Source organism: Pseudomonas sp. SWRI50 (genome assembly GCF_014269095.1).
Lineage (GTDB): Bacteria > Pseudomonadota > Gammaproteobacteria > Pseudomonadales > Pseudomonadaceae > Aquipseudomonas > Aquipseudomonas kermanshahensis.
In genome coordinates this window covers 99,885-119,326 of the sequence record NZ_JABWRW010000015.1, presented here as the reverse complement: position 1 = coordinate 119,326, position 19,442 = coordinate 99,885, and the positions used below count along the sequence as shown (strand labels likewise).

The 19,442-nt window shown below is 62.4% G+C and carries 18 protein-coding genes; 13 read left to right on the top strand and 5 right to left on the bottom strand.

What is annotated here, in order from left to right; genetic code table 11:
* Positions 1–89: 89 nt before the first annotated feature.
* Positions 90–1,088: an alpha/beta hydrolase family protein gene (locus HU750_RS17080; protein ID WP_186681360.1), complete on the top strand. Its 999-nt coding sequence runs from the start codon at positions 90–92 to the stop codon at positions 1,086–1,088.
* A 140-nt stretch (positions 1,089–1,228) separates the two neighbouring features.
* On the opposite strand, the gene HU750_RS17075 is transcribed toward HU750_RS17080, so the two are convergent.
* From HU750_RS17075 to HU750_RS17065, 3 genes are read right to left on the bottom strand one after another with little or no spacing between them, the layout of a single operon-like run.
* Entirely contained in the window at positions 1,229–1,993 is a 765-nt protein-coding gene (locus tag HU750_RS17075; RefSeq protein ID WP_186681358.1) for a TerB family tellurite resistance protein, read from the bottom strand.
* Position 1,994: 1 nt separating this feature from the next.
* Positions 1,995–2,666, bottom strand: coding sequence for an N-acetylmuramate alpha-1-phosphate uridylyltransferase MurU (gene murU / locus HU750_RS17070; protein WP_186681355.1), 672 nt, complete (start codon positions 2,664–2,666; stop codon positions 1,995–1,997).
* Positions 2,663–3,682 carry an aminoglycoside phosphotransferase family protein gene (locus tag HU750_RS17065; protein ID WP_186681353.1) on the bottom strand — a complete coding sequence of 340 codons (1,020 nt, stop codon included), beginning with the start codon at positions 3,680–3,682 and terminating at the stop codon, positions 2,663–2,665. Before HU750_RS17065 ends, murU begins: the two co-directional genes overlap by 4 nt.
* A gap of 130 nt (positions 3,683–3,812) precedes the next feature.
* On the opposite strand from HU750_RS17065, the gene HU750_RS17060 reads away from it, so the two are divergent.
* From HU750_RS17060 to HU750_RS17010, 11 genes are all read left to right on the top strand, one after another.
* Entirely contained in the window at positions 3,813–6,620 is a 2,808-nt protein-coding gene (locus HU750_RS17060; RefSeq protein ID WP_027594389.1) for an LPS-assembly protein LptD, read from the top strand.
* Positions 6,601–7,920 carry a peptidylprolyl isomerase SurA gene (gene surA, locus HU750_RS17055; protein WP_027594388.1) on the top strand — a complete coding sequence of 440 codons (1,320 nt, stop codon included), beginning with the start codon at positions 6,601–6,603 and terminating at the stop codon, positions 7,918–7,920. The genes HU750_RS17060 and surA overlap by 20 nt, the downstream gene beginning before the upstream one ends.
* Complete coding sequence (gene pdxA / locus HU750_RS17050) at positions 7,917–8,906, top strand: 4-hydroxythreonine-4-phosphate dehydrogenase PdxA (RefSeq protein WP_186681351.1); 990 nt, start codon at positions 7,917–7,919, stop codon at positions 8,904–8,906. Before surA ends, pdxA begins: the two co-directional genes overlap by 4 nt.
* A complete protein-coding gene (rsmA, locus tag HU750_RS17045; RefSeq protein WP_027594386.1) occupies positions 8,903–9,703 on the top strand; it encodes a 16S rRNA (adenine(1518)-N(6)/adenine(1519)-N(6))-dimethyltransferase RsmA in 801 nt (266 codons plus the stop codon). The genes pdxA and rsmA overlap by 4 nt, the downstream gene beginning before the upstream one ends.
* Positions 9,704–9,866: 163 nt before the next feature.
* Positions 9,867–10,247, top strand: coding sequence for a Co2+/Mg2+ efflux facilitator ApaG/CorD (gene apaG, locus HU750_RS17040; RefSeq protein ID WP_027594385.1), 381 nt, complete (start codon positions 9,867–9,869; stop codon positions 10,245–10,247).
* Complete coding sequence (locus HU750_RS17035; protein ID WP_027594384.1) at positions 10,247–11,113, top strand: symmetrical bis(5'-nucleosyl)-tetraphosphatase; 867 nt, start codon at positions 10,247–10,249, stop codon at positions 11,111–11,113. The genes apaG and HU750_RS17035 overlap by 1 nt, the downstream gene beginning before the upstream one ends.
* 14 nt (positions 11,114–11,127) lie before the next feature.
* Positions 11,128–11,457 carry a thiosulfate sulfurtransferase GlpE gene (glpE, locus tag HU750_RS17030; RefSeq protein WP_027594383.1) on the top strand — a complete coding sequence of 110 codons (330 nt, stop codon included), beginning with the start codon at positions 11,128–11,130 and terminating at the stop codon, positions 11,455–11,457.
* Between the two features lie 283 nt (positions 11,458–11,740).
* Positions 11,741–13,663 carry a PrkA family serine protein kinase gene (locus HU750_RS17025; RefSeq protein ID WP_027594382.1) on the top strand — a complete coding sequence of 641 codons (1,923 nt, stop codon included), beginning with the start codon at positions 11,741–11,743 and terminating at the stop codon, positions 13,661–13,663.
* A 119-nt stretch (positions 13,664–13,782) separates the two neighbouring features.
* Complete coding sequence (locus HU750_RS17020; protein ID WP_027594381.1) at positions 13,783–15,054, top strand: YeaH/YhbH family protein; 1,272 nt, start codon at positions 13,783–13,785, stop codon at positions 15,052–15,054.
* Entirely contained in the window at positions 15,051–16,619 is a 1,569-nt protein-coding gene (locus HU750_RS17015) for a SpoVR family protein (protein WP_027594380.1), read from the top strand. The genes HU750_RS17020 and HU750_RS17015 overlap by 4 nt, the downstream gene beginning before the upstream one ends.
* Positions 16,620–16,679: 60 nt before the next feature.
* Positions 16,680–17,798 (top strand): multifunctional CCA addition/repair protein, encoded by a 1,119-nt coding sequence (locus tag HU750_RS17010; protein WP_186681349.1) that lies wholly within the window; start codon positions 16,680–16,682, stop codon positions 17,796–17,798.
* A 139-nt stretch (positions 17,799–17,937) separates the two neighbouring features.
* Here HU750_RS17010 and folK read toward each other — a convergent pair whose 3' ends face one another.
* The gene (gene folK / locus HU750_RS17005) at positions 17,938–18,447 is read right to left on the bottom strand and encodes a 2-amino-4-hydroxy-6-hydroxymethyldihydropteridine diphosphokinase (RefSeq protein ID WP_027594378.1); all 510 of its coding nucleotides are present in this window, start codon (positions 18,445–18,447) and stop codon (positions 17,938–17,940) included.
* On the bottom strand, positions 18,438–18,794 hold the full coding sequence (gene folB, locus HU750_RS17000) for a dihydroneopterin aldolase (RefSeq protein WP_033703061.1): 357 nt from the start codon (positions 18,792–18,794) through the stop codon (positions 18,438–18,440). Before folB ends, folK begins: the two co-directional genes overlap by 10 nt.
* A 74-nt stretch (positions 18,795–18,868) precedes the next feature.
* Here folB and plsY point away from each other — a divergent pair, with 74 nt between their 5' ends.
* Positions 18,869–19,438 carry a glycerol-3-phosphate 1-O-acyltransferase PlsY gene (plsY, locus tag HU750_RS16995; protein WP_027594376.1) on the top strand — a complete coding sequence of 190 codons (570 nt, stop codon included), beginning with the start codon at positions 18,869–18,871 and terminating at the stop codon, positions 19,436–19,438.
* Positions 19,439–19,442 lie beyond the last annotated feature (4 nt).

The window sequence follows — 19,442 nt, the reverse complement described above, 5'->3', positions numbered from 1 at the left end:
ACGCTCGTCTTGGCAAGGGCGGCCCTAACATGGCCGTCGCGGGCAAATACTATTAGGCTGCCGGTATCATTCTGGCCTTGGGTTGACGCATGTCCACACTTTATCGCACGACGCTGGCAATGTGCTGCCTAGCCTCGATCCTTCCGCTTGGGGCCATGGCCGCCGACGCTGAAAAACCACCGACCACCGCCGAAGCCCCACCGGCCGAAGCCACCCGCCCGCCCCTGCTGGAACGCAGTCAGGAAGACGCCCTGGCCCTGGAGCGCCTGGTGCCCAAGGCCGAGCAGCAAACCCTGCAGGCGGGTGCCGAAAGCTTCCTGGCCCTGTGGAAGCCGGCCAACAGCAGCGACCCCAAAGGTGCGGTGATCCTCGTGCCCGGTGCCGGTGAAACGGCCGACTGGCCGAACGCCGTCGGCCCGTTGCGGCGCAAGTTCCCCGATGTGGGCTGGCACAGCCTCAGCGTCAGCCTGCCCGACCTGCTTATCGATAGCCCGCAGGCGCGTGTCGAAGCCAAGCCCGCAGCGGCCCCTGCCAAGGACGAGGGCGAAACAGCGCCCGCCAAAGACACACCGACCGATGCCAACGCCAACGTCGCCCAGGCGACTGCCGCCGACCCCGACACAGCAGAAAGCACCGATGCCGCACAGGCCAGCGAGCAGAATGACCCGGCCGACGCCGAGCGTATCTTCGCCCGCCTCGACGCGGCGGTGGCTTACGCGCAACAGCATGACTCACGCAGCATCGTGCTGATCGGCCATGGCAGTGGCGCGTACTGGGCAGCCCGCTACCTGAGCGAGAAACAACCCGCGCAGGTGCAAAAGCTGGTGATGATCGCCGCGCAGACGCCGGCACGGGTGGAACATGACCTGGAAAGCCTCGCGCCGACCCTCAAGGTGCCGACCGCCGACGTGTATTACGCCACCCGCACGGGCGATCGCCGTGCAGCGGAACTGCGCTTGCAGGCCAGCAAACGGCAGAAGGACAGCCAGTACCGCCAGTTGTCGCTGATTGCCATGCCCGGTAACAAAGCTGCTGAACAGGAACAGTTGTTCCGCCGGGTGCGCGGGTGGATGAACCCGCAAGAGTGAGCTGAAATCGATGGGGGTGCTTTGCACCCCTTTCGCGACACAAGGCCGCTCCCACAATTTTGCGCAAAGCCCGAGGGATGCACAGCACTTGTGGGAGCGGCCTTGCGCCGCGAAAAGGGGCGCAAAGCGCCCGCGCTTTTCTACAACCCCCGCCGCTTGCGAATCAGCGCATACGCCTGATGCAACTCCCGGGTCCGCTCGGTCGCTGCACGCACCTGGGCATCCGTGGCACCGCTGCCCGCCAGCTTGTCCGGGTGATGACGGCTAACCAGCCGGCGATATGCCTGCTTGACCTTGTCGCCCTCGGTATCTGCCTCCACGGCCAGCAGGCGCATGGCTGCCGCATAGGTCATGGTGCCGCCGTCCAGCCCGGACTTGCGCGGTTCGTACTCCAACGACAGGGCTTGCACCTGCCGCCGGCTCAAGCCCAGCTTCTGCCCCCAGTCCAACAGCAAGTCGCGCTCTTTGGCGCCGACCTTGCCGTCGGCCCAGACCATGCGCCAACAGGCGCGCAAGGTCCCCTCGGCGGCATGCGGCTGCTCGCGGATACGACGCAGGTGGCCGGCCAGTCGGTCCTTGCCGGCCTTGCCGCGGTTGAACGCGGCAATGGCCCGCAACCGGGCCGCGTCGGCCAGGTCCAGGCGCACCATCTCTTGGCGTGCCTGCTGGATATGTTGCTCGGCAACCCGGCCATCGCACTTGGCCAGCCTGCCCAGCAGCACGAACAGCAATTCTTCGTCACGCAAGGCCGGGCGCCCGCCCAAGCGCTCGCGCAGGTCCTCCCAGCCGCGCACCTGCAGGCGCCGGTCCATGGCCTGCCCTACCAGGGCACCGAGCAGGGCGCCCGGGATGCTGGCGACGGCAAAACCGGCACCGGCACCAATCACCGTGCTTGGCCACCACATGTCAGGCGCGCTCGCCGATCAGGCGTTCAGCCTGCGCCAGGCGCTCGAGCGTACCGACGTCGACCCAATGGCCACGGTAGTGCTCACCACTGACCTTGCCCTGCGCCATGGCCTGACGCAGCAGGGGCGCCAACTTGAAAGCACCCGGCTGGCAACCGGCGAACAACGCTGGGTCCAGCACCGACAGGCCACTGAAGGTCAGGGTACCCGGTGCGTCGTCGCCATCCACGACCTGCTGGGCTACCAGGCGGAAGTCGCCACGGCCGTGATGGCCAGGGTTGTCGACCAGCACCAGATGCGCCAGGCCCGCAAGCGGCGCTTGCAGGCGAGCGAAATCGTAGTCGGTCCAGACGTCACCATTGATCAGCAGAAACGGCGCCTCACCCAACAACGGCAGCGCCTTGAAGATCCCGCCACCGGTTTCAAGCGGCTCGCCCTCGGGTGAATAGCGGATGCTCAGGCCGAAGCGGCTGCCATTGCCCAGGTGGTCTTCGATCTGCTGGCCGAGCCAGGCATGGTTGATCACCACCTCGGTAATACCCGCAGCCGCCAAGGCGCGCAGGTGGTATTCGATCAACGGCTGACCGGCGACCGGCACCAGGGGTTTGGGGGTATGCAAGGTCAAAGGGCGCATGCGCTCGCCCTTGCCTGCCGCCAGGATCATCGCCTTCATGCACGCGCTCCGGCCTGGAGTTCCGCGATCAGTTCACCTAGCTCCGCCAACTCGGGGCGGCGCTTGATCACTTCATCTATATAGGCGAAGAAGCGCGGGACGTCTGTCAGGTAACGTGGCTTACCGTCGCGGTGGCAGATGCGGGCGAAAATACCGATGACCTTGAGGTGGCGCTGCACGCCCATCAGGTCGCTGGCACGGTGGAACGCCTCGAAGTCGGCCTGTACCGGAATGCCGGCCGCCTGCGCCTTTTGCCAGTAATCCCGCAGCCAGGCTTCGACACGGGCCTGTGGCCAGCTGAGGAAGGCATCCTTGAACAGGCAGGTGATGTCATAGGTGACCGGGCCATAGACGGCGTCCTGGAAGTCCAGCACGCCTGGGTTTGGCGTGCTCTGCATCAGGTTGCGCGGCATGTAGTCGCGGTGCACCAGCACCTTGGGCTGGGCCAGGGCACTGTCGATCAGCGCCTGGCTCACACGCTGCCAGGTGGCTTGCTGGGCTTCGGTGAGGGTCAAGCCAAGCGCGCGCCCGACGTACCATTCCGGGAACAGTTCGACTTCACGGCGCAGCAGGGCATCGTCGTAGCTCGGCAGTGGCGCGTCCATCGGCAGGCGCTGGAACGCCAGCAGCGCATCGATGGCGTCACTGAACAGGGCATCGGCGTTGTCGGCATCAATGATGTCCAGGTATGTCTGATGGCCCAGGTCGCCCAGCAGCAGGAAACCGCGCTCCAGGTCTTCGGCATGGATTACCGGCACATGCACACCCGCACTGGCCAGCAGGTGATCGATGGCGACGAACGGTCGGCAGTTCTCCTGCGGCGGCGGGGCGTCCATGATCACGAAACTGCGCCCAGCGCCCTGCCAGCGGAAGTAGCGACGGAAGCTCGCATCGCTACTGGCGGCCGTCAGGCTACCTGCTGGCACTTCGCCCCAGGCGTTTTTCAGAAAAAGATTGTTGAGCTGCTCATCGAGCCAGACAGTCAGTTGTTGCAAGCGTACATCGTGATCAGGCATTACAAGGGTCTCCGACGGCCCTAGCCGTCAAGCGGGTCATGCTTTATTATCCAGCATCTTTTTCAGACCATCGAGAGGCGTGCGGCCCCACACGCGGGCAGATGGCACGCAGGAAGCCCGGACTAATAAGATGGCATTGAAATCCCCCGCGTTTCGTAGAAAGTTTCCGTTGCTGGTCACCGGCGGTTTGCTGGCCCTGCAACCTCTGGCCACGTCGTACGTCGTGGCAGCCGAACAGTTCGACTGCCAAGTGTCCGCCTCCGGCGGTTGGGACTGCAAGCCCAAGACTCCAGTCAACAACCTGCCGCCGCGTCCGGTGCACGAGGGTGCTGCCCTCAGTTCCGGCACCGAGGCCCAGGCGGCCGAGGCCGAAACCGCGGACAAACCGATGCTGGTCACCGAGGCCAAGGGCCGTGGCCTGAAGTCGCGCAGCGAAGACTACAGCCACCTGGACTGGGTCCCCCGTGACAAGCTCACCGCAGCCCAGCTGGCCGAAACCGGCCCGTACTGCGGTGGCGCGTACATCGAGCCGACCCGCCCAGGCATGGCCGACACCACGCCCAAGGACGAATCGCCGACCTACATCAATGCCAAGGTTTCCAAGTACCAGCAGGAGCAGCAGATCGCTACCCTCGCCGGTAACGTGGTCATGCGCCAAGGCAGCATGCAGGCCGAGGCCGACGAGGCCAACCTCTACCAGACCGAAAACCGTGGCGAGCTCAAGGGCAACGTCAAGATCCGTGACAACGGCTCGCTGGTAGTGGGTGACGAGGCGCAGATCCAGCTCGACACGGGTGAAGCCCAGGTCGACAACGCCGAATACGTGATGCACAAGTCGCACATTCGCGGCAACGCCCTGTACGCCAAGCGTGGCGAAAACGCCATCATCCGTCTGAAAGACGGTACGTACACCACCTGCGAACCGGGCAGCAACGCCTGGCAGCTGAAGGGCAACAACATCACCCTGAACCCGGCGACCGGCTTCGGTACCGCGACCAACGTCACCCTGCGGGTCAAGGATTTCCCGGTGTTCTACACACCGTACATCTACTTCCCGATCGACGACCGTCGCCAGTCCGGCTTCCTGCCGCCGTCGTTCAGCAGCAGCAGCGACACCGGCTTCATGCTGGTCACGCCGTACTACTTCAACCTGGCGCCCAACTATGACGCCACGTTGTACCCGCGCTACATGACCAAGCGCGGCCTGCTGATGGAAGGTGAGTTCCGTTACCTGACCCCATCCAGCGAAGGCCAGTTCGGCGGCGCGTACCTGAACGACAAGGACGACGACCGTAAAGACCAGACTGACTACAAAGATCAGCGCTGGATGGTCAACTGGCAGCACAAGGGCGGGCTGGACGAGCGCCTGATGACCGAGGTGGACTACACCGACATCAGCGACCCGTTCTACTTCCAGGACCTGGAGTCTGACCAGATCGGCGTCGAAAGCCGTGACCTGCTCAACCAGCAGGGTGCCCTGACCTACCGTGGCGACAGCTATACCGCACGGTTGAACGTGCATGCCTACGAGATGGCGACCATCTCGCAGATCACGCCGTATGACCGTCTGCCGCAGATCACCCTCAATGGCGCACTGCCGTTCCAGCCGGGTGGTTTGAATTTTGGGTATGAGACTGAAGCGGTTCGCTTTGATCGTGACCTGAAAAACGACTTCGTACTCGACAAAGATGGCAACCCTGACGCAAGTGCCGGCGTTCCTGGCCGTCGACTGGACGAGAACATCTTCGGTGTTGCCCGCGCCAACGGCACGCGACTGAACGTTGCCCCGTCCATGAGCTTGCCTATGCAAGCCAGCTACGGCTACATCACGCCGAAGCTTAAGTACATGTACACCCACTATGACCTCGATCTGGATGGCAAGGGCAAGAGCGACATCGCCAACAACCCAGCCTCGGTCGCGCTCAACGGCGACTTCAACAGCAGCCTCAACCGCGACGTTCCGATTTTCAGCGTCGACAGCGGCCTGTACTTCGATCGCAACACGTCGATGTTCGGTACCAACTACCGCCAGACCCTCGAACCGCGCATGTTCTACCTCTACGTCCCTTACGAGGACCAGAAGGACATCCCGCTGTTCGACTCGGGCGAAACCCTGTTCAGCTACGACTCGCTGTTCCGCGACAACCGCTTCAGCGGTACCGACCGCATCGGCGACGAGAACAAGCTGTCGCTGGGCGTGACCACGCGCTGGATCGAAGACAACGGCTTCGAACGTCAGAGCTTCAGCATCGGTCAGGCGCTGTACTTCAAGGACCGCAAGGTCCAACTGCCAGGCATCGACTACCGCACCCGTAAAGACTCGCAGTCTGACGTGTCGCCGTACGCACTGCTGTACAGCTACAACTTCAACCGCGACTGGCGCTTCAACTCGGACTTCAACTGGGACCCGGACAGCCGCAGCACCCGCTCGGGCAGCGCGATGTTCCACTACCAGCCTGAAGACAATCCGAACAAGATCGTCAACCTCGGCTACCGCTACCGCAACGACACCATTGCCTACGACTCGACCACGGGTACCTGGAAAGTGGGTGGCGGCGACTACGGCACGCCGGGTGATCCGAACTACATCAAGGATTACTACAAGATCCAACAGCATGACTTCTCGGTCATCTGGCCGATCGTTCCACAGTGGAGCGTGATCGCTCGCTGGCAGCATGACTACAACCGCAACCGCACCCTGGAAGCCATGGGCGGTTTCGAATACGACAACTGCTGCTGGAAGCTGCGCCTGGTCAACCGTTACTGGATCGACTACGACGACTTCAGCCAGGCACTCCCGCAGAACGAAAAAGGCGACCACGGTATCTTCCTGCAGATCGTGCTGAAAGGCCTCGGTGGTGTAGTAGGCAACAAGGTCGAATCTTTCCTCGACGAAGGCATTCAAGGTTACCGTACACGTGAAGACCAAGCTTATTGATCGTCTGCGCCCAGTGTTGCTGGGCGCTGCATTGCTGAGTGGCGCGGTGCATGCCGCGGTACAACCCCTGGACAAAGTGGTGGCCATCGTCGATAACGACGTGGTCATGCAGAGCCAACTGGACCAGCGCGTCCACGAAGTTCAGCAAACCATCGCCAAGCGTGGCGCCGGCGTGCCACCGACCAGCGCCCTGGAACAGCAGGTGCTCGAGCGCCTGATCGTCGAGAACCTGCAACTGCAGATCGGCGAGCGCTCCGGTATCCGCATCACCGATGAGGAGCTGAACCAGGCCATCGGCACCATTGCCCAGCGCAACGGCATGTCGCTGGACCAGTTCCGCGCAGCCCTCGCCCATGATGGTCTGTCGTTCGACGACGCGCGCGAGCAGGTCAAGCGCGAAATGATCATCAGCCGCGTGCGTCAGCGCCGTGTGGCCGAGCGCATTCAGGTTTCCGAGCAGGAAGTGAAAAACTACCTGAACTCGGACCTGGGCAAGATGCAGCTCTCGGAAGAGTACCGCCTGGCCAACATCCTCATCCCGACCCCGGAAGCCGCCAATTCGGACGACATCCAGAAAGCTGCGCGCAAGGTCGGTGAGCTCTACCAGCAACTGCGCCAGGGCGCGGACTTCGGCCAGGTGGCAATTGCCAACTCGGCCAGCGAAAACGCCCTTGAGGGTGGTGAAATGGGCTGGCGTAAAGCCGGCCAGCTGCCACCTGACTTCGCCAAGATGCTCAGCAACATGTCGGTCGGCGACATCACCCAGCCAATCCGCATCCCCAACGGCTTCATCCTGCTCAAGCTCGAGGAGAAGCGTGGTGGCGGCGAGAACGTGCTGCGTGACGAAGTGCATGTCCGCCACATCCTGATCAAGCCGAGCGAAATCCGCAGCGAAGCGGCCACCAAGCAGCTGGCCGAGCGCTTGTACGACCGTATCCAGAACGGCGAAGACTTTGGCGAACTGGCGAAGAGCTTCTCGGAAGACCCGGGCTCCGCGCTCAACGGCGGCGACCTCAACTGGGTCGACCCGAACAGCCTGGTACCTGAGTTCCGCGAGCAGATGGCCACCGCCCAGCAAGGTGTGGTGACCAAACCGTTCAAGACCCAATACGGCTGGCACGTCCTGGAAGTGCTGGGCCGCCGCGCCACCGACAGCACCGAGCAGGCACGCGAGCAGCAGGCCATGAATGTGCTGCGCAACCGCAAGTACGACGAAGAGCTGCAGACCTGGCTGCGCCAGATCCGCGACGAAGCCTACGTTGAAATCAAGCTGCCTGGCGCCGACCAGGCCGCCCAGTGAAGCCCCTGCGCTTCGCCGTCACCCCCGGCGAGCCAGCTGGCATAGGTCCTGACCTGTGCTTGCTGCTCGCCGCAGACGCCCAGCCCCACCCCCTGATCGCCATCACCAGCCGTGACCTGCTCGCCGAGCGGGCCACGCAGCTGGGGCTGGCCGTCAACCTGCTGCCGGTAGCGCCGGGGCACTGGCCCGACCAGCCCGCGCCTGCGGGCAGCCTGTACGTGTGGGATACGCCCTTGGCCACCGCCGTGACGGCAGGGCAACTGGACAAGGCCAATGCTGGCTTCGTATTGGAAACCCTGACCCGCGCCGGCAACGGCTGCCTCGACGGGCATTTCGCCGGGATGATCACCGCCCCGGTGCACAAGGGTGTGATCAACGAAAGCGGCATTGCCTTCTCCGGGCATACCGAGTTTCTGGCCGAGCTGACCCACACCGCACAGGTGGTGATGATGCTGGCGACCCGTGGCCTGCGCGTGGCCCTGGTGACCACGCACTTGCCACTGCGCGACATTGCCGACGCCATCACGGCCGAACGCGTCGAGCGTGTCACCCGCATCCTGCATGCCGACATGCGCGACAAGTTCGGCATTGCCAACCCTCGCATCCTGGTGTGCGGCCTCAACCCGCACGCCGGAGAAGGCGGCCATCTGGGCCGCGAAGAAATCGACATCATCGAACCGACACTGGCCCGCCTGCGTGCCGAAGGCATGGACCTGCGCGGACCGCTGCCGGCCGATACCCTGTTTACCCCCAAATATCTGGAGCACTGCGACGCAGTGCTGGCGATGTACCACGACCAGGGCCTGCCTGTACTCAAGTACAAAGGTTTCGGCGCCGCAGTCAATGTGACCTTGGGCCTGCCGATCATCCGCACGTCGGTCGACCACGGCACCGCCCTGGACCTGGCCGGCACCGGCAGAGTCGACACCGGCAGCCTGCGAGTCGCGCTGGAAACCGCCTACCAGATGGCCGAGAACCGACCATGAACGAGCAATACCAACACCGGGCGCGCAAGCGCTTCGGCCAGAACTTCCTGCACGACGCCGGCATCATCGACCGCATCCTGCGCGCCATCAACGCCAAGGCAGGTGAACACCTGCTGGAAATCGGCCCAGGCCAGGGCGCCCTCACCGAGGGCCTGCTGGGCAGCGGCGCGCAACTGGACGTAGTGGAGCTGGACAAGGACCTGGTGCCGATCCTGCAGCACAAGTTTGCCGGGCGCGACAACTTCCGCCTGCACCAGGGCGACGCCCTGAAGTTCGACTTCAACCAGCTGGGTGTGCCACCGCGCAGCCTCAAGGTGGTCGGCAACCTGCCCTACAACATCTCCACCCCGCTGATCTTCCACCTGCTCAGCCATGCCGGCCTGATCCGCGACATGCACTTCATGCTGCAGAAGGAAGTGGTCGAGCGCATGGCCGCAGGCCCGGGTGGCGGTGATTGGGGCCGCCTGTCGATCATGGTGCAGTACCACTGCCGGGTCGAACACCTGTTCAACGTTGGCCCTGGCGCGTTCAACCCGCCGCCGAAGGTGGACTCGGCCATCGTGCGCCTGGTGCCACATGAAGTGCTGCCGTTCCCGGCCAAGGACCACCTGCTGCTGGAGCGTGTCGTTCGCGAAGCCTTCAACCAGCGCCGCAAGACACTGCGCAACACCCTTAAAGGCCTGCTCGACAGCCAGGCGATCGAAGCCGCTGGCGTAGATGGCAGCCTGCGGCCTGAACAGCTGGACCTGGCCGCCTTCGTGCGCCTGGCTGACCAGTTGGCCGATCAGCAAGCCTGATTAGCGCCTTTTACGGCCTCTTCGCGGTCCGACTTGCCCGCGAAGAGGCCGGCACTGCCACCCCACCCCGCCTGCACATACCTGCCCGCGACCACACCGCTGGCCCTCCCCCCCGCCAATGGCCTAGACTGCATTATTGCGTCAGTTCGCCCAAGGCCTTTGCATGTCCGATCCCCGTTACCAGATCGACGTCAGCGTCGTGACCCGTTACCTCAAAGAACAATCCGACCCCGAAAACAGTCGTTTCGCTTTCGCCTACACCATCACCGTGCAAAACAACGGTTCTGTCACAGCCAAGTTGCTGTCGCGGCACTGGCTGATCACCAACGGTGACGGTGAAGTCGAAGAAGTGCGCGGCGCCGGCGTGGTCGGCCAGCAACCTAACATCGACCCGGGCCAGAGCCACACCTACAGCAGCGGCGCGGTCATCAGCACCCGCGTGGGCACCATGCAGGGCAGCTACCAGATGTTCGCCGAAGACGGTAAACGCTTCGACGCCGAAATCGCGCCCTTCCGCCTGGCGGTACCCGGGGCCCTGCACTGATGGCAACGTACGCCGTCGGTGACCTGCAAGGCTGCCTGCAACCGCTCAAGTGCCTGCTCGAACGTGTTCGCTTCAACCCCGCCGTCGACCGCCTGTGGCTGGTCGGCGACCTGGTCAATCGTGGCCCCGAATCGCTGGAGACCCTGCGTTTCCTCTACTCGATCCGCCAGTCGCTGGTCTGCGTGCTGGGCAACCATGACCTGCACCTGCTGGCCGCCTGGCACAACGTCGAACGCCTGAAAAAAAGCGACACCTTGCGCGAAATCATCGAAGCGCCGGATGCCGACCTGCTGTTCGACTGGCTGCGCCGGCAAAAACTGCTGCACTACGACGAGCCCCGCGGCATTGCCATGGTGCATGCCGGCATACCGCCACAATGGACCCTGGGCAGAGCCCTGGAGCTCGCCGCCGAAGTCGAGGAAGCACTGCGCGACGACGGCCGGCTCAAGCTTTACCTCGACGGCATGTACGGCAACGAGCCTAACAAGTGGAGCAAGAACCTCACCGGCATCGAGCGCCTGCGGGTGATCACCAACTACCTCACGCGCATGCGCTTCTGCACCCCCGAGGGCAAGCTCGACCTAAAGAGCAAGGAAGGCCTGGGCACCGCCCCCAAAGGCTACAAGCCCTGGTATGCGCACAAGGACCGCCGTTCACGCCACGTGAAGATCATCTTCGGCCATTGGGCCGCCCTTGAAGGGCGCGTCGACGAACCCGGCATCATCGCCCTGGACACCGGTTGCGTGTGGGGCGGTGCCATGACCCTCTACAACGTCGACAGCGGTGAATACCATCGCTGCGACTGTTCCGACGACGGCACCGTACGCCCGCCGGCACAACCCACTAGAATCAACGATCAGCCCTGAAGGAAACCGTAGCCATGAGCGAATTCAAACGCATCCCTCCCGAGCAGGCTCTGGCCCTGCGCGCGCAAGGTGCGGTAGTGGTCGACATTCGCGACCCACAAGCCTTTGCCGCCGGCCACATCAGCGGCGCCACCCACCTGGACAACCATTCGGTCGCCGATTTCATCCGCAACGCCGACCTCGATGCACCGACCCTGGTGGTCTGCTACCACGGCAATTCCAGCCAGAGCGCTGCCGCCTACCTGGCGGGCCAGGGCTTTTCAGAGGTGTACAGCGTCGATGGCGGCTTTGAGCTGTGGCGCGCCACCTACCCGGCCGAGACCGCCCAAGGCGCTGCCGAATAATTTTTTCATTTTTACTGCAGCCCGCGCCCCATGCGGGCTCGCGGCTCACCTGACGAACGGTCGCGAGCAACTTCTCGGCCTCACGCCCTTGACCTTGCGTATTACCAACTATCCTTAAGCCCAGGCCATCCAAAAAAGGGGAGAGCCGGTACACCGGCGTGCGGGTCATCGGTAGCGTTTCAAGGGTGTTCTGGGGGGTATACAGCAATCGGCGAACCCGGTTGCATGCCAGCATCAGCTGACTGATCCGGCGTCGTCTCCACGTATCGAGCGAGGTGACGTCATGAGCATTTTTAGCCACTTCCAACAACGTTTCGAGTCCACCCGCCAGGAAGAACTTTCGCTGCAGGAGTACCTCGAGCTGTGCAAGCAGGATCGCAGCGCCTACGCATCGGCGGCAGAACGGCTGTTGCTGGCCATCGGCGAACCGGAGCTTGTCGACACCTCTAACAATTCCAGGCTATCGCGGATCTTCTCCAACAAGGTGATCAGGCGCTATCCGGCCTTTGAAGACTTCCATGGCATGGAAGAATGCATCGACCAGATCGTGTCGTACTTCCGCCATGCGGCGCAGGGCCTGGAAGAGAAGAAACAGATCCTTTACCTGCTGGGCCCGGTAGGTGGCGGCAAGTCGTCGCTGGCCGAAAAGCTCAAACAACTGATGGAAAAGGTGCCCTTCTACGCCATCAAGGGCTCACCTGTATTCGAATCGCCACTGGGCTTGTTCAATGCCACCGAAGATGGGGCCATTCTCGAGGAAGAGTTTGGGATCCCACGGCGCTACCTGAACACCATCATGTCGCCCTGGGCCACCAAGCGCCTGCAGGAGTTCGGCGGCGACATTTCCAAGTTCAAAGTGGTCAAGCTCTATCCGTCGATCCTCAACCAGATCGCCATTGCCAAGACCGAACCTGGCGATGAGAACAACCAGGACATCTCTGCCCTCGTCGGCAAGGTGGACATCCGCAAGCTCGAGGAATACCCACAGAACGACGCCGACGCCTACAGCTATTCGGGTGCGCTGTGCCGGGCCAACCAGGGCCTGATGGAATTCGTCGAGATGTTCAAGGCGCCGATCAAGGTCCTGCACCCACTGCTTACGGCGACCCAGGAAGGTAACTACAACAGTACCGAGGGGCTGGGGGCGATTCCCTACACCGGTATCCTGCTGGCCCACTCCAACGAATCGGAGTGGCACACGTTCCGTAACAACAAGAACAACGAAGCCTTCATCGACCGGATCTACATCGTCAAGGTGCCCTACTGCCTGCGCGTCAGTGACGAGATCAAGATCTACGACAAACTGCTGGTCAACAGCTCGCTGGCCAAGGCCCACTGCGCGCCCGACACCCTCAAGATGCTGGCCCAGTTCACTGTGCTCTCACGCCTCAAAGAGCCAGAGAACTCCAACATCTATTCGAAGATGCGCGTCTACGATGGCGAAAACCTCAAGGACACTGATCCGAAAGCCAAGTCGATCCAGGAATACCGCGACTCGGCAGGTGTCGACGAAGGCATGAACGGCCTGTCGACCCGCTTCGCGTTCAAGATCCTCTCCAAAGTCTTCAACTTCGACCCACACGAAATCGCAGCCAACCCGGTTCACCTGTTGTACGTGCTCGAACAGCAAATCGAACAGGAACAGTTCCCGGCCGAAGTGCGCGAACGCTACCTGCGCTACCTGAAGGAATACCTGGCGCCGCGCTACATCGAGTTCATCGGCAAGGAAATCCAGACTGCTTACCTGGAGTCCTACAGCGAATACGGCCAGAACATCTTCGACCGCTATGTGCTGTACGCCGACTTCTGGATCCAGGACCAGGAATACCGCGACCCGGAAACCGGCGAGATCCTCAACCGCATTGCCCTCAACGAAGAGCTGGAAAAAATCGAGAAGCCGGCCGGTATCAGCAACCCGAAAGACTTCCGCAACGAGATCGTCAACTTCGTACTGCGCGCACGCGCCAACAACAACGGCAAGAACCCGAGCTGGCTCAGCTATGAAAAGCTGCGGGTGGTGATCGAGAAGAAGATGTTCTCCAACACCGAAGACTTGCTGCCGGTCATCAGCTTCAATGCCAAGGCCAGCAAGGAAGACCAGAAGAAACACAACGACTTCGTCACCCGGATGGTGGAGCGTGGCTACACCGACAAGCAGGTTCGTCTGCTGTCGGAATGGTACCTGCGGGTCAGGAAATCGCAATAAAGCGGCAAGCTACACACCGCACGCCCAAGGCTGCAGTGCCAGCCTCGGGCGGCGGCAGCTGCTTTTACGTGCAGCTCGTAGCTTGAAGCGTGCAGCTGTTCCCAGCTACCGGAGGGACCATGAGCTACGTAATCGACCGACGCCTGAACGGCAAGAACAAGAGCACGGTCAACCGCCAGCGTTTTCTGCGGCGCTACCGTGACCACATCAAGAAGGCCGTCGAAGAGGCCGTGAGCCGCCGCTCCATCATGGACATGGAGCATGGCGAGCAAATCAGCATTCCGGGACGGGACATCGATGAACCGGTGTTGCACCACGGTCGTGGCGGCAAGCAGACCATCGTGCACCCTGGCAACAAGGAATTCACTGCCGGCGAACACATCCCCAGGCCTCAAGGGGGCGGTGGTGGTGGTGGCCGCGGCAAAGCCGGCAACTCCGGCGAGGGCATGGACGAATTCGTCTTCCAGATCACCCAGGAAGAGTTTCTCGAGTTCATGTTCGAAGACCTCGAACTGCCCAACCTGGTCAAACGTCACCTGACCGGTGCCGACACCTTCAAGACCGTACGCGCCGGTATCGCCAACGAAGGCAACCCGTCGCGCATCAACATCGTGCGCACCCTGCGTTCGGCCCATGCCCGGCGTATCGCCCTGACCGGCAGCAGCCGCGCCCTGTTGCGTGAAGCGCAGAAAGAACTCGACCGCCTGAAGGTCGAGGAACCCGACAATTTCACGGACATCCAGGAAGTCGAGCAAGAGATCGAACGCCTCAAGGCGCGCATCAACCGCCTGCCCTTCCTCGATACCTTCGACCTCAAGTACAACCTGCTGGTCAAGCAGCCCAACCCCAGTTCGAAAGCGGTGATGTTCTGCCTAATGGACGTGTCCGGCTCCATGACCCAGGCCACCAAAGACATCGCCAAGCGCTTTTTCATCCTGTTGTACCTGTTCCTCAAGCGCAATTACGACCGTATCGAAGTGGTCTTCATCCGCCACCACACCAGTGCGCGGGAAGTGGACGAAGAGGAGTTCTTCTACTCGCGGGAAACCGGCGGCACCATCGTCTCCAGCGCACTCAAGCTGATGCAGGAAATCATGGCCGAGCGCTACCCGGCCAGCGATTGGAACATTTACGCCGCGCAAGCCTCTGACGGTGACAACTGGAACGACGACTCGCCGATCTGCCGCGAGATCCTCTCCAAGCAAATCATGCCGCACGTGCAGTACTACACTTACGTTGAGATCACCCCCCGTGAGCATCAGGCGCTGTGGTACGAGTACGAGCGAATCGGCGAGGGCTTCCCCGACACGTTCGCCCAGCAGCAGTTGGTATCGGCCGGCGACATCTACCCGGTCTTCCGTGAACTCTTCCAGCGCAGGTTAGCCACATGACCGCCAGAGCTCAGAAACGCCAACCCATTTCCACCGGGTCCGAGTGGACGTTCGACCTGATCCAGACTTACGACCGGGAAATCAGTCGTCTGGCCGAGCGTTACGCCCTGGACACCTACCCCAATCAGATCGAAGTGATCACCGCCGAGCAGATGATGGATGCCTACGCCTCGGTCGGCATGCCGCTGGGTTACCACCACTGGTCCTATGGCAAACAGTTCCTCAGCACCGAAAAATCCTACAGTCGGGGCCAGATGGGCTTGGCCTACGAGATCGTGATCAACTCCGATCCGTGCATCGCCTACCTGATGGAAGAAAACACCATGTGCATGCAGGCGCTGGTGATTGCTCACGCCTGCTACGGCCATAACAGCTTCTTCAAAGGCAATTACCTGTTCCGCACCTGGACCGATGCCAGTTCGATCATCGACTACCTGGTGTTCGCCAAGCAGTACATCGCCCAATGTGAAGAGCGCCACGGCATCGATGCGGTCGAAGACCTCATCGACTCCTGCCACGCCCTGATGAACTACGGCGTCGACCGTTACAAGCGCCCCTACCCTATTTCCGCCGAAGAGGAACGGCGCCGGCAAAAAGAGCGTGAAGAGCACCTGCAGCGGCAGATCAACGACCTGTGGCGCACCATTCCCAAGGGCGCAGAAAAAGGCGGCGACCGCGATGATGCGCGCTTCCCCGCCGAACCTCAGGAAAACATCCTCTATTTCATCGAAAAACACGCCCCGCTGCTCGAACCCTGGCAGCGTGAAGTGGTGCGCATCGTGCGCAAGATCGCCCAGTATTTCTACCCACAGCGCCAGACCCAGGTCATGAACGAAGGGTGGGCCACCTTCTGGCACTACACCCTGATGAACGACCTGTACGACGAAGGCCTGGTCACCGACGGTTTCATCATGGAGTTCCTGCAATCGCACACCAGCGTGGTGTTCCAGCCAGGCTTTGACAGCCCGTACTACAACGGTATCAACCCCTATGCGCTGGGGTTTGCGATGTACACCGACATCCGCCGGATCTGCGAAAACCCTACCGAGGAGGATCGCCACTGGTTCCCCGACATTGCCGGCAGTGACTGGCTATCGACCATCAAGTTCGCCATGAGCAGCTTCAAGGACGAGAGCTTCATCCTGCAGTACCTGTCGCCCAAGGTGATCCGCGACCTCAAGCTGTTCAGCATTCTGGACGACGACCAGCGCGATGACCTGTTGGTGCCCGCCATCCATGATGAGACCGGTTATCGGGTCATCCGCGAGCAACTGGCGGCGCAATACAACCTGGGCAACCGCGAACCGAACGTGCAGATCTGGAGCATCGACCGGCGCGGCGACCGCTCGCTGACCCTGCGCCACCAACAGCACAACCGCAAACCCCTGGGCGACTCGACCGAGGAAGTGCTCAAGCACCTGCATCGCCTGTGGGGCTTCGACATCCACCTGGAGACTGTTCAGGGCGACCAGGTCATGAAGACCCACCACATGCCACCCCGCGGCGAGCACAGCGAAAGCGCCGACTATGGACGCATGGACCTGGCCGTCATCCACCACCTCTAGCACCGCTGCCCCTGCATGACTGCCAACAGGTTATCCTGTGGGCAGTTATGGAGGCTGTACATGCACATCTACAAAGTCGGCGGCGCCGTGCGCGACCGCTTGCTCGGGCGCCCCGTCAGCGATATCGATTGGCTGGTGGTTGGCGCGACCGTCGAACAGATGCAAGCCCTGGGCTATCGCCCAGTGGGCGCTGATTTTCCGGTTTTCATCCACCCCAAAAGCGGTGAGGAATATGCGCTGGCGCGCACCGAGCGCAAGAGCGGGCGGGGGTACGGCGGGTTTACCTTCCATGCAAGCCCCGACGTCACCCTCGAAGAAGACCTGATCCGCCGCGACCTGACCATCAATGCGATGGCGGAGGATGATGCGGGCACGCTGTACGACCCCTACCACGGTAAAGAAGATCTCGACAGGCGCCTGTTACGCCACGTATCCCCGGCATTCGCTGAAGACCCGCTGCGGGTACTGCGGGTTGCCCGCTTTGCCGCACGCTACGCCCCCCTCGGCTTCAAGGTCGCTGACGAGACGCTGGCGCTGATGCGCCAGATCAGCGCCTCCGGCGAACTGCAAGCGCTCACCGCTGAGCGCAGCTGGAAAGAGATCGAGCGCGCGCTGATGGAGCCGCAACCCCAGGTGTTCTTCGAGGTCTTGCACGCGTGCGACGCCTTGCAGGAGTTGCTGCCTGAGCTCATCGACAGCCATCACGCACTGGCAGGCCTGGAGCAGGCTGCGCTGCACGGTCAACCGCTGCACGTGCGCTGGGCTTGCCTGCTGCGCGAGCTGCAGCCGGCAGTGGTCAAGGCGGTCAGCCAGCGCTTCAAGGCACCGCGCGAGTGCCAGGAGCTGGCCATGCTGGTGGGTGAGTGCCTGACACACTGCAACCAGGCCTTTGAGCTGGATCCTGAGGCATTGCTGGGGCTGTTGCAGAAGTTCGATGTGTACCGCCGGCCACAGCGTTTTGACGATTTCCTCAGCGCCTGCCAGATGGATGCGCGTGCGCGTCAGGGCGAGCGGGCTTATCCACAGGCTGATTACCTAAGGGGCGCAGCGGCGGCGGCGAGGGCGGTGGATGTGAAGCCGCTGGTGCAGGCTGGGCTGACCGGGCAGGCGCTTGGGGAGGCGCTGAAAGGTGAGCGGCTCAAGGCGCTTGTTGCCTACAAGGGTGGTGCAGAAGGCTGATTTATCGATTGCCTTGCCTGGCCCTTTCGCGGGGCAAGCCCGCTCCCACCAGTACGCCGCTGCTTTCAGGCATTTTGCGGTCCCTGTGGGAGCGGGCTTGCCCGCGAAAGGGCCGGCACAGGCAACCAGATCTCCCGGATCAGGCAGGCGTCAATTGCAACCCGCGCCACTCAAAGGCAACCGGCGCCAGCACCTGATCGATCCGCGCCTCCTGCCACACCTGCGCCATCGGCTTGCCCACCCCCGGGTGCACCAGCTCTGGCGCCAGCAACGACAATGGCCACAGCACAAACGCGTTTTTCAAAATCTCGGCCCGCGGTAGTACCAAGCCATCGAACGTGCCGTGCAGATCGTCATACAGCAGCACGTCGATATCCAGCGGCAGCCCTTTACGCTCTGGCGCGTAACGGCCGTTGTCGGCCTCGATGAACTTGAGGCGGCGGTCCAGCTCCATCAACGGCAAATCGGTCTTGCCGGTCACCACGAAGTTGATGAAAGGCCCACTCTTGATCCCGACCGCCTGGCTTTCGAACGCTGGCGAACAGCGCATGTCGGTAAGAATGCCCGCCAAGGCATCAAGCCCGGCACACAAGTGCGCATGCCGGTCGATATTACTGCCCAAGCCCAGGTAAACCGTGTTCAGAGACATCCGCGCTCGATCTCCACGCCAACACCGCCACGGGCAGCCGGAACCGCGCCTGGCTTGGTCAGCTTCAACCGCACCCACGGAATCTGGAATTCTTCCATCAGCACCGCGACCAGGCGCTCGGCGAAGGTTTCTACCAACTCGAAGCGTGCCTGTTCAGAAAATGCCTGGATACGCGCCGAAACACTGGCGTAATCCAGCGCCAGGCTGAGATCGTCGCCGGCCGCTGCCGGGCGGTTGTCCCAGGCAAAACTCAGGTCCAGGCGCAAGCACTGGCGAATATCCCGCTCCCAGTCATAGGCACCGATGACGGTATCGACTTCCAGGCCTTCGATGAACACTCTGTCCAAGCACTTCTCTCCACAGCACGACAAGGGCGACTGGCGCCGTTAGAATCAGGGCGTCCTCGCCCGGAATAGTTAGCATGTTTTGGTTATTGGCGCTGCTCGCCTACCTGCTCGGCTCGCTGTCCTTCGCCATTGTCCTGAGCCGCCTCTTCGGCAGCCCGGACCCCCGTGCCAGCGGTTCAGGCAATGCCGGGGCCACCAACATGCTTCGCCTGGCAGGCCGCAAGCTGGCGATCCTGACCCTGCTTGGCGACCTGTGCAAGGGCTTGTTGCCCGTATTGCTTGCCCGCGCTGCCGGCCTCGATCTGCAGGAGCAGGCCTGGGTTGGCGTGTGCGCGGTGCTGGGTCACCTGTTCCCGCTGTACTTTCGCTTCCAGGGCGGCAAGGGCGTGGCAACCGCGGCCGGCATGCTCATGGGCCTGTACTTTCCGGCGGCATTGCTGGCCATCGCTGCCTGGTTGCTGACCTTCTACCTCACACGTACCAGCTCGCTGGCGGCGCTTATCGCCACGCCGCTGACCTTGCCCCTGCTCGCCTGGCGCGAACCCGAGGCATTGCTGCCGATCAGCGTGCTCACGCTGATGATCGTCTGGGGCCACCGCAACAACCTACGCGACCTGTTCGCCGGGCGTGAACGCCACTTCTGACAAC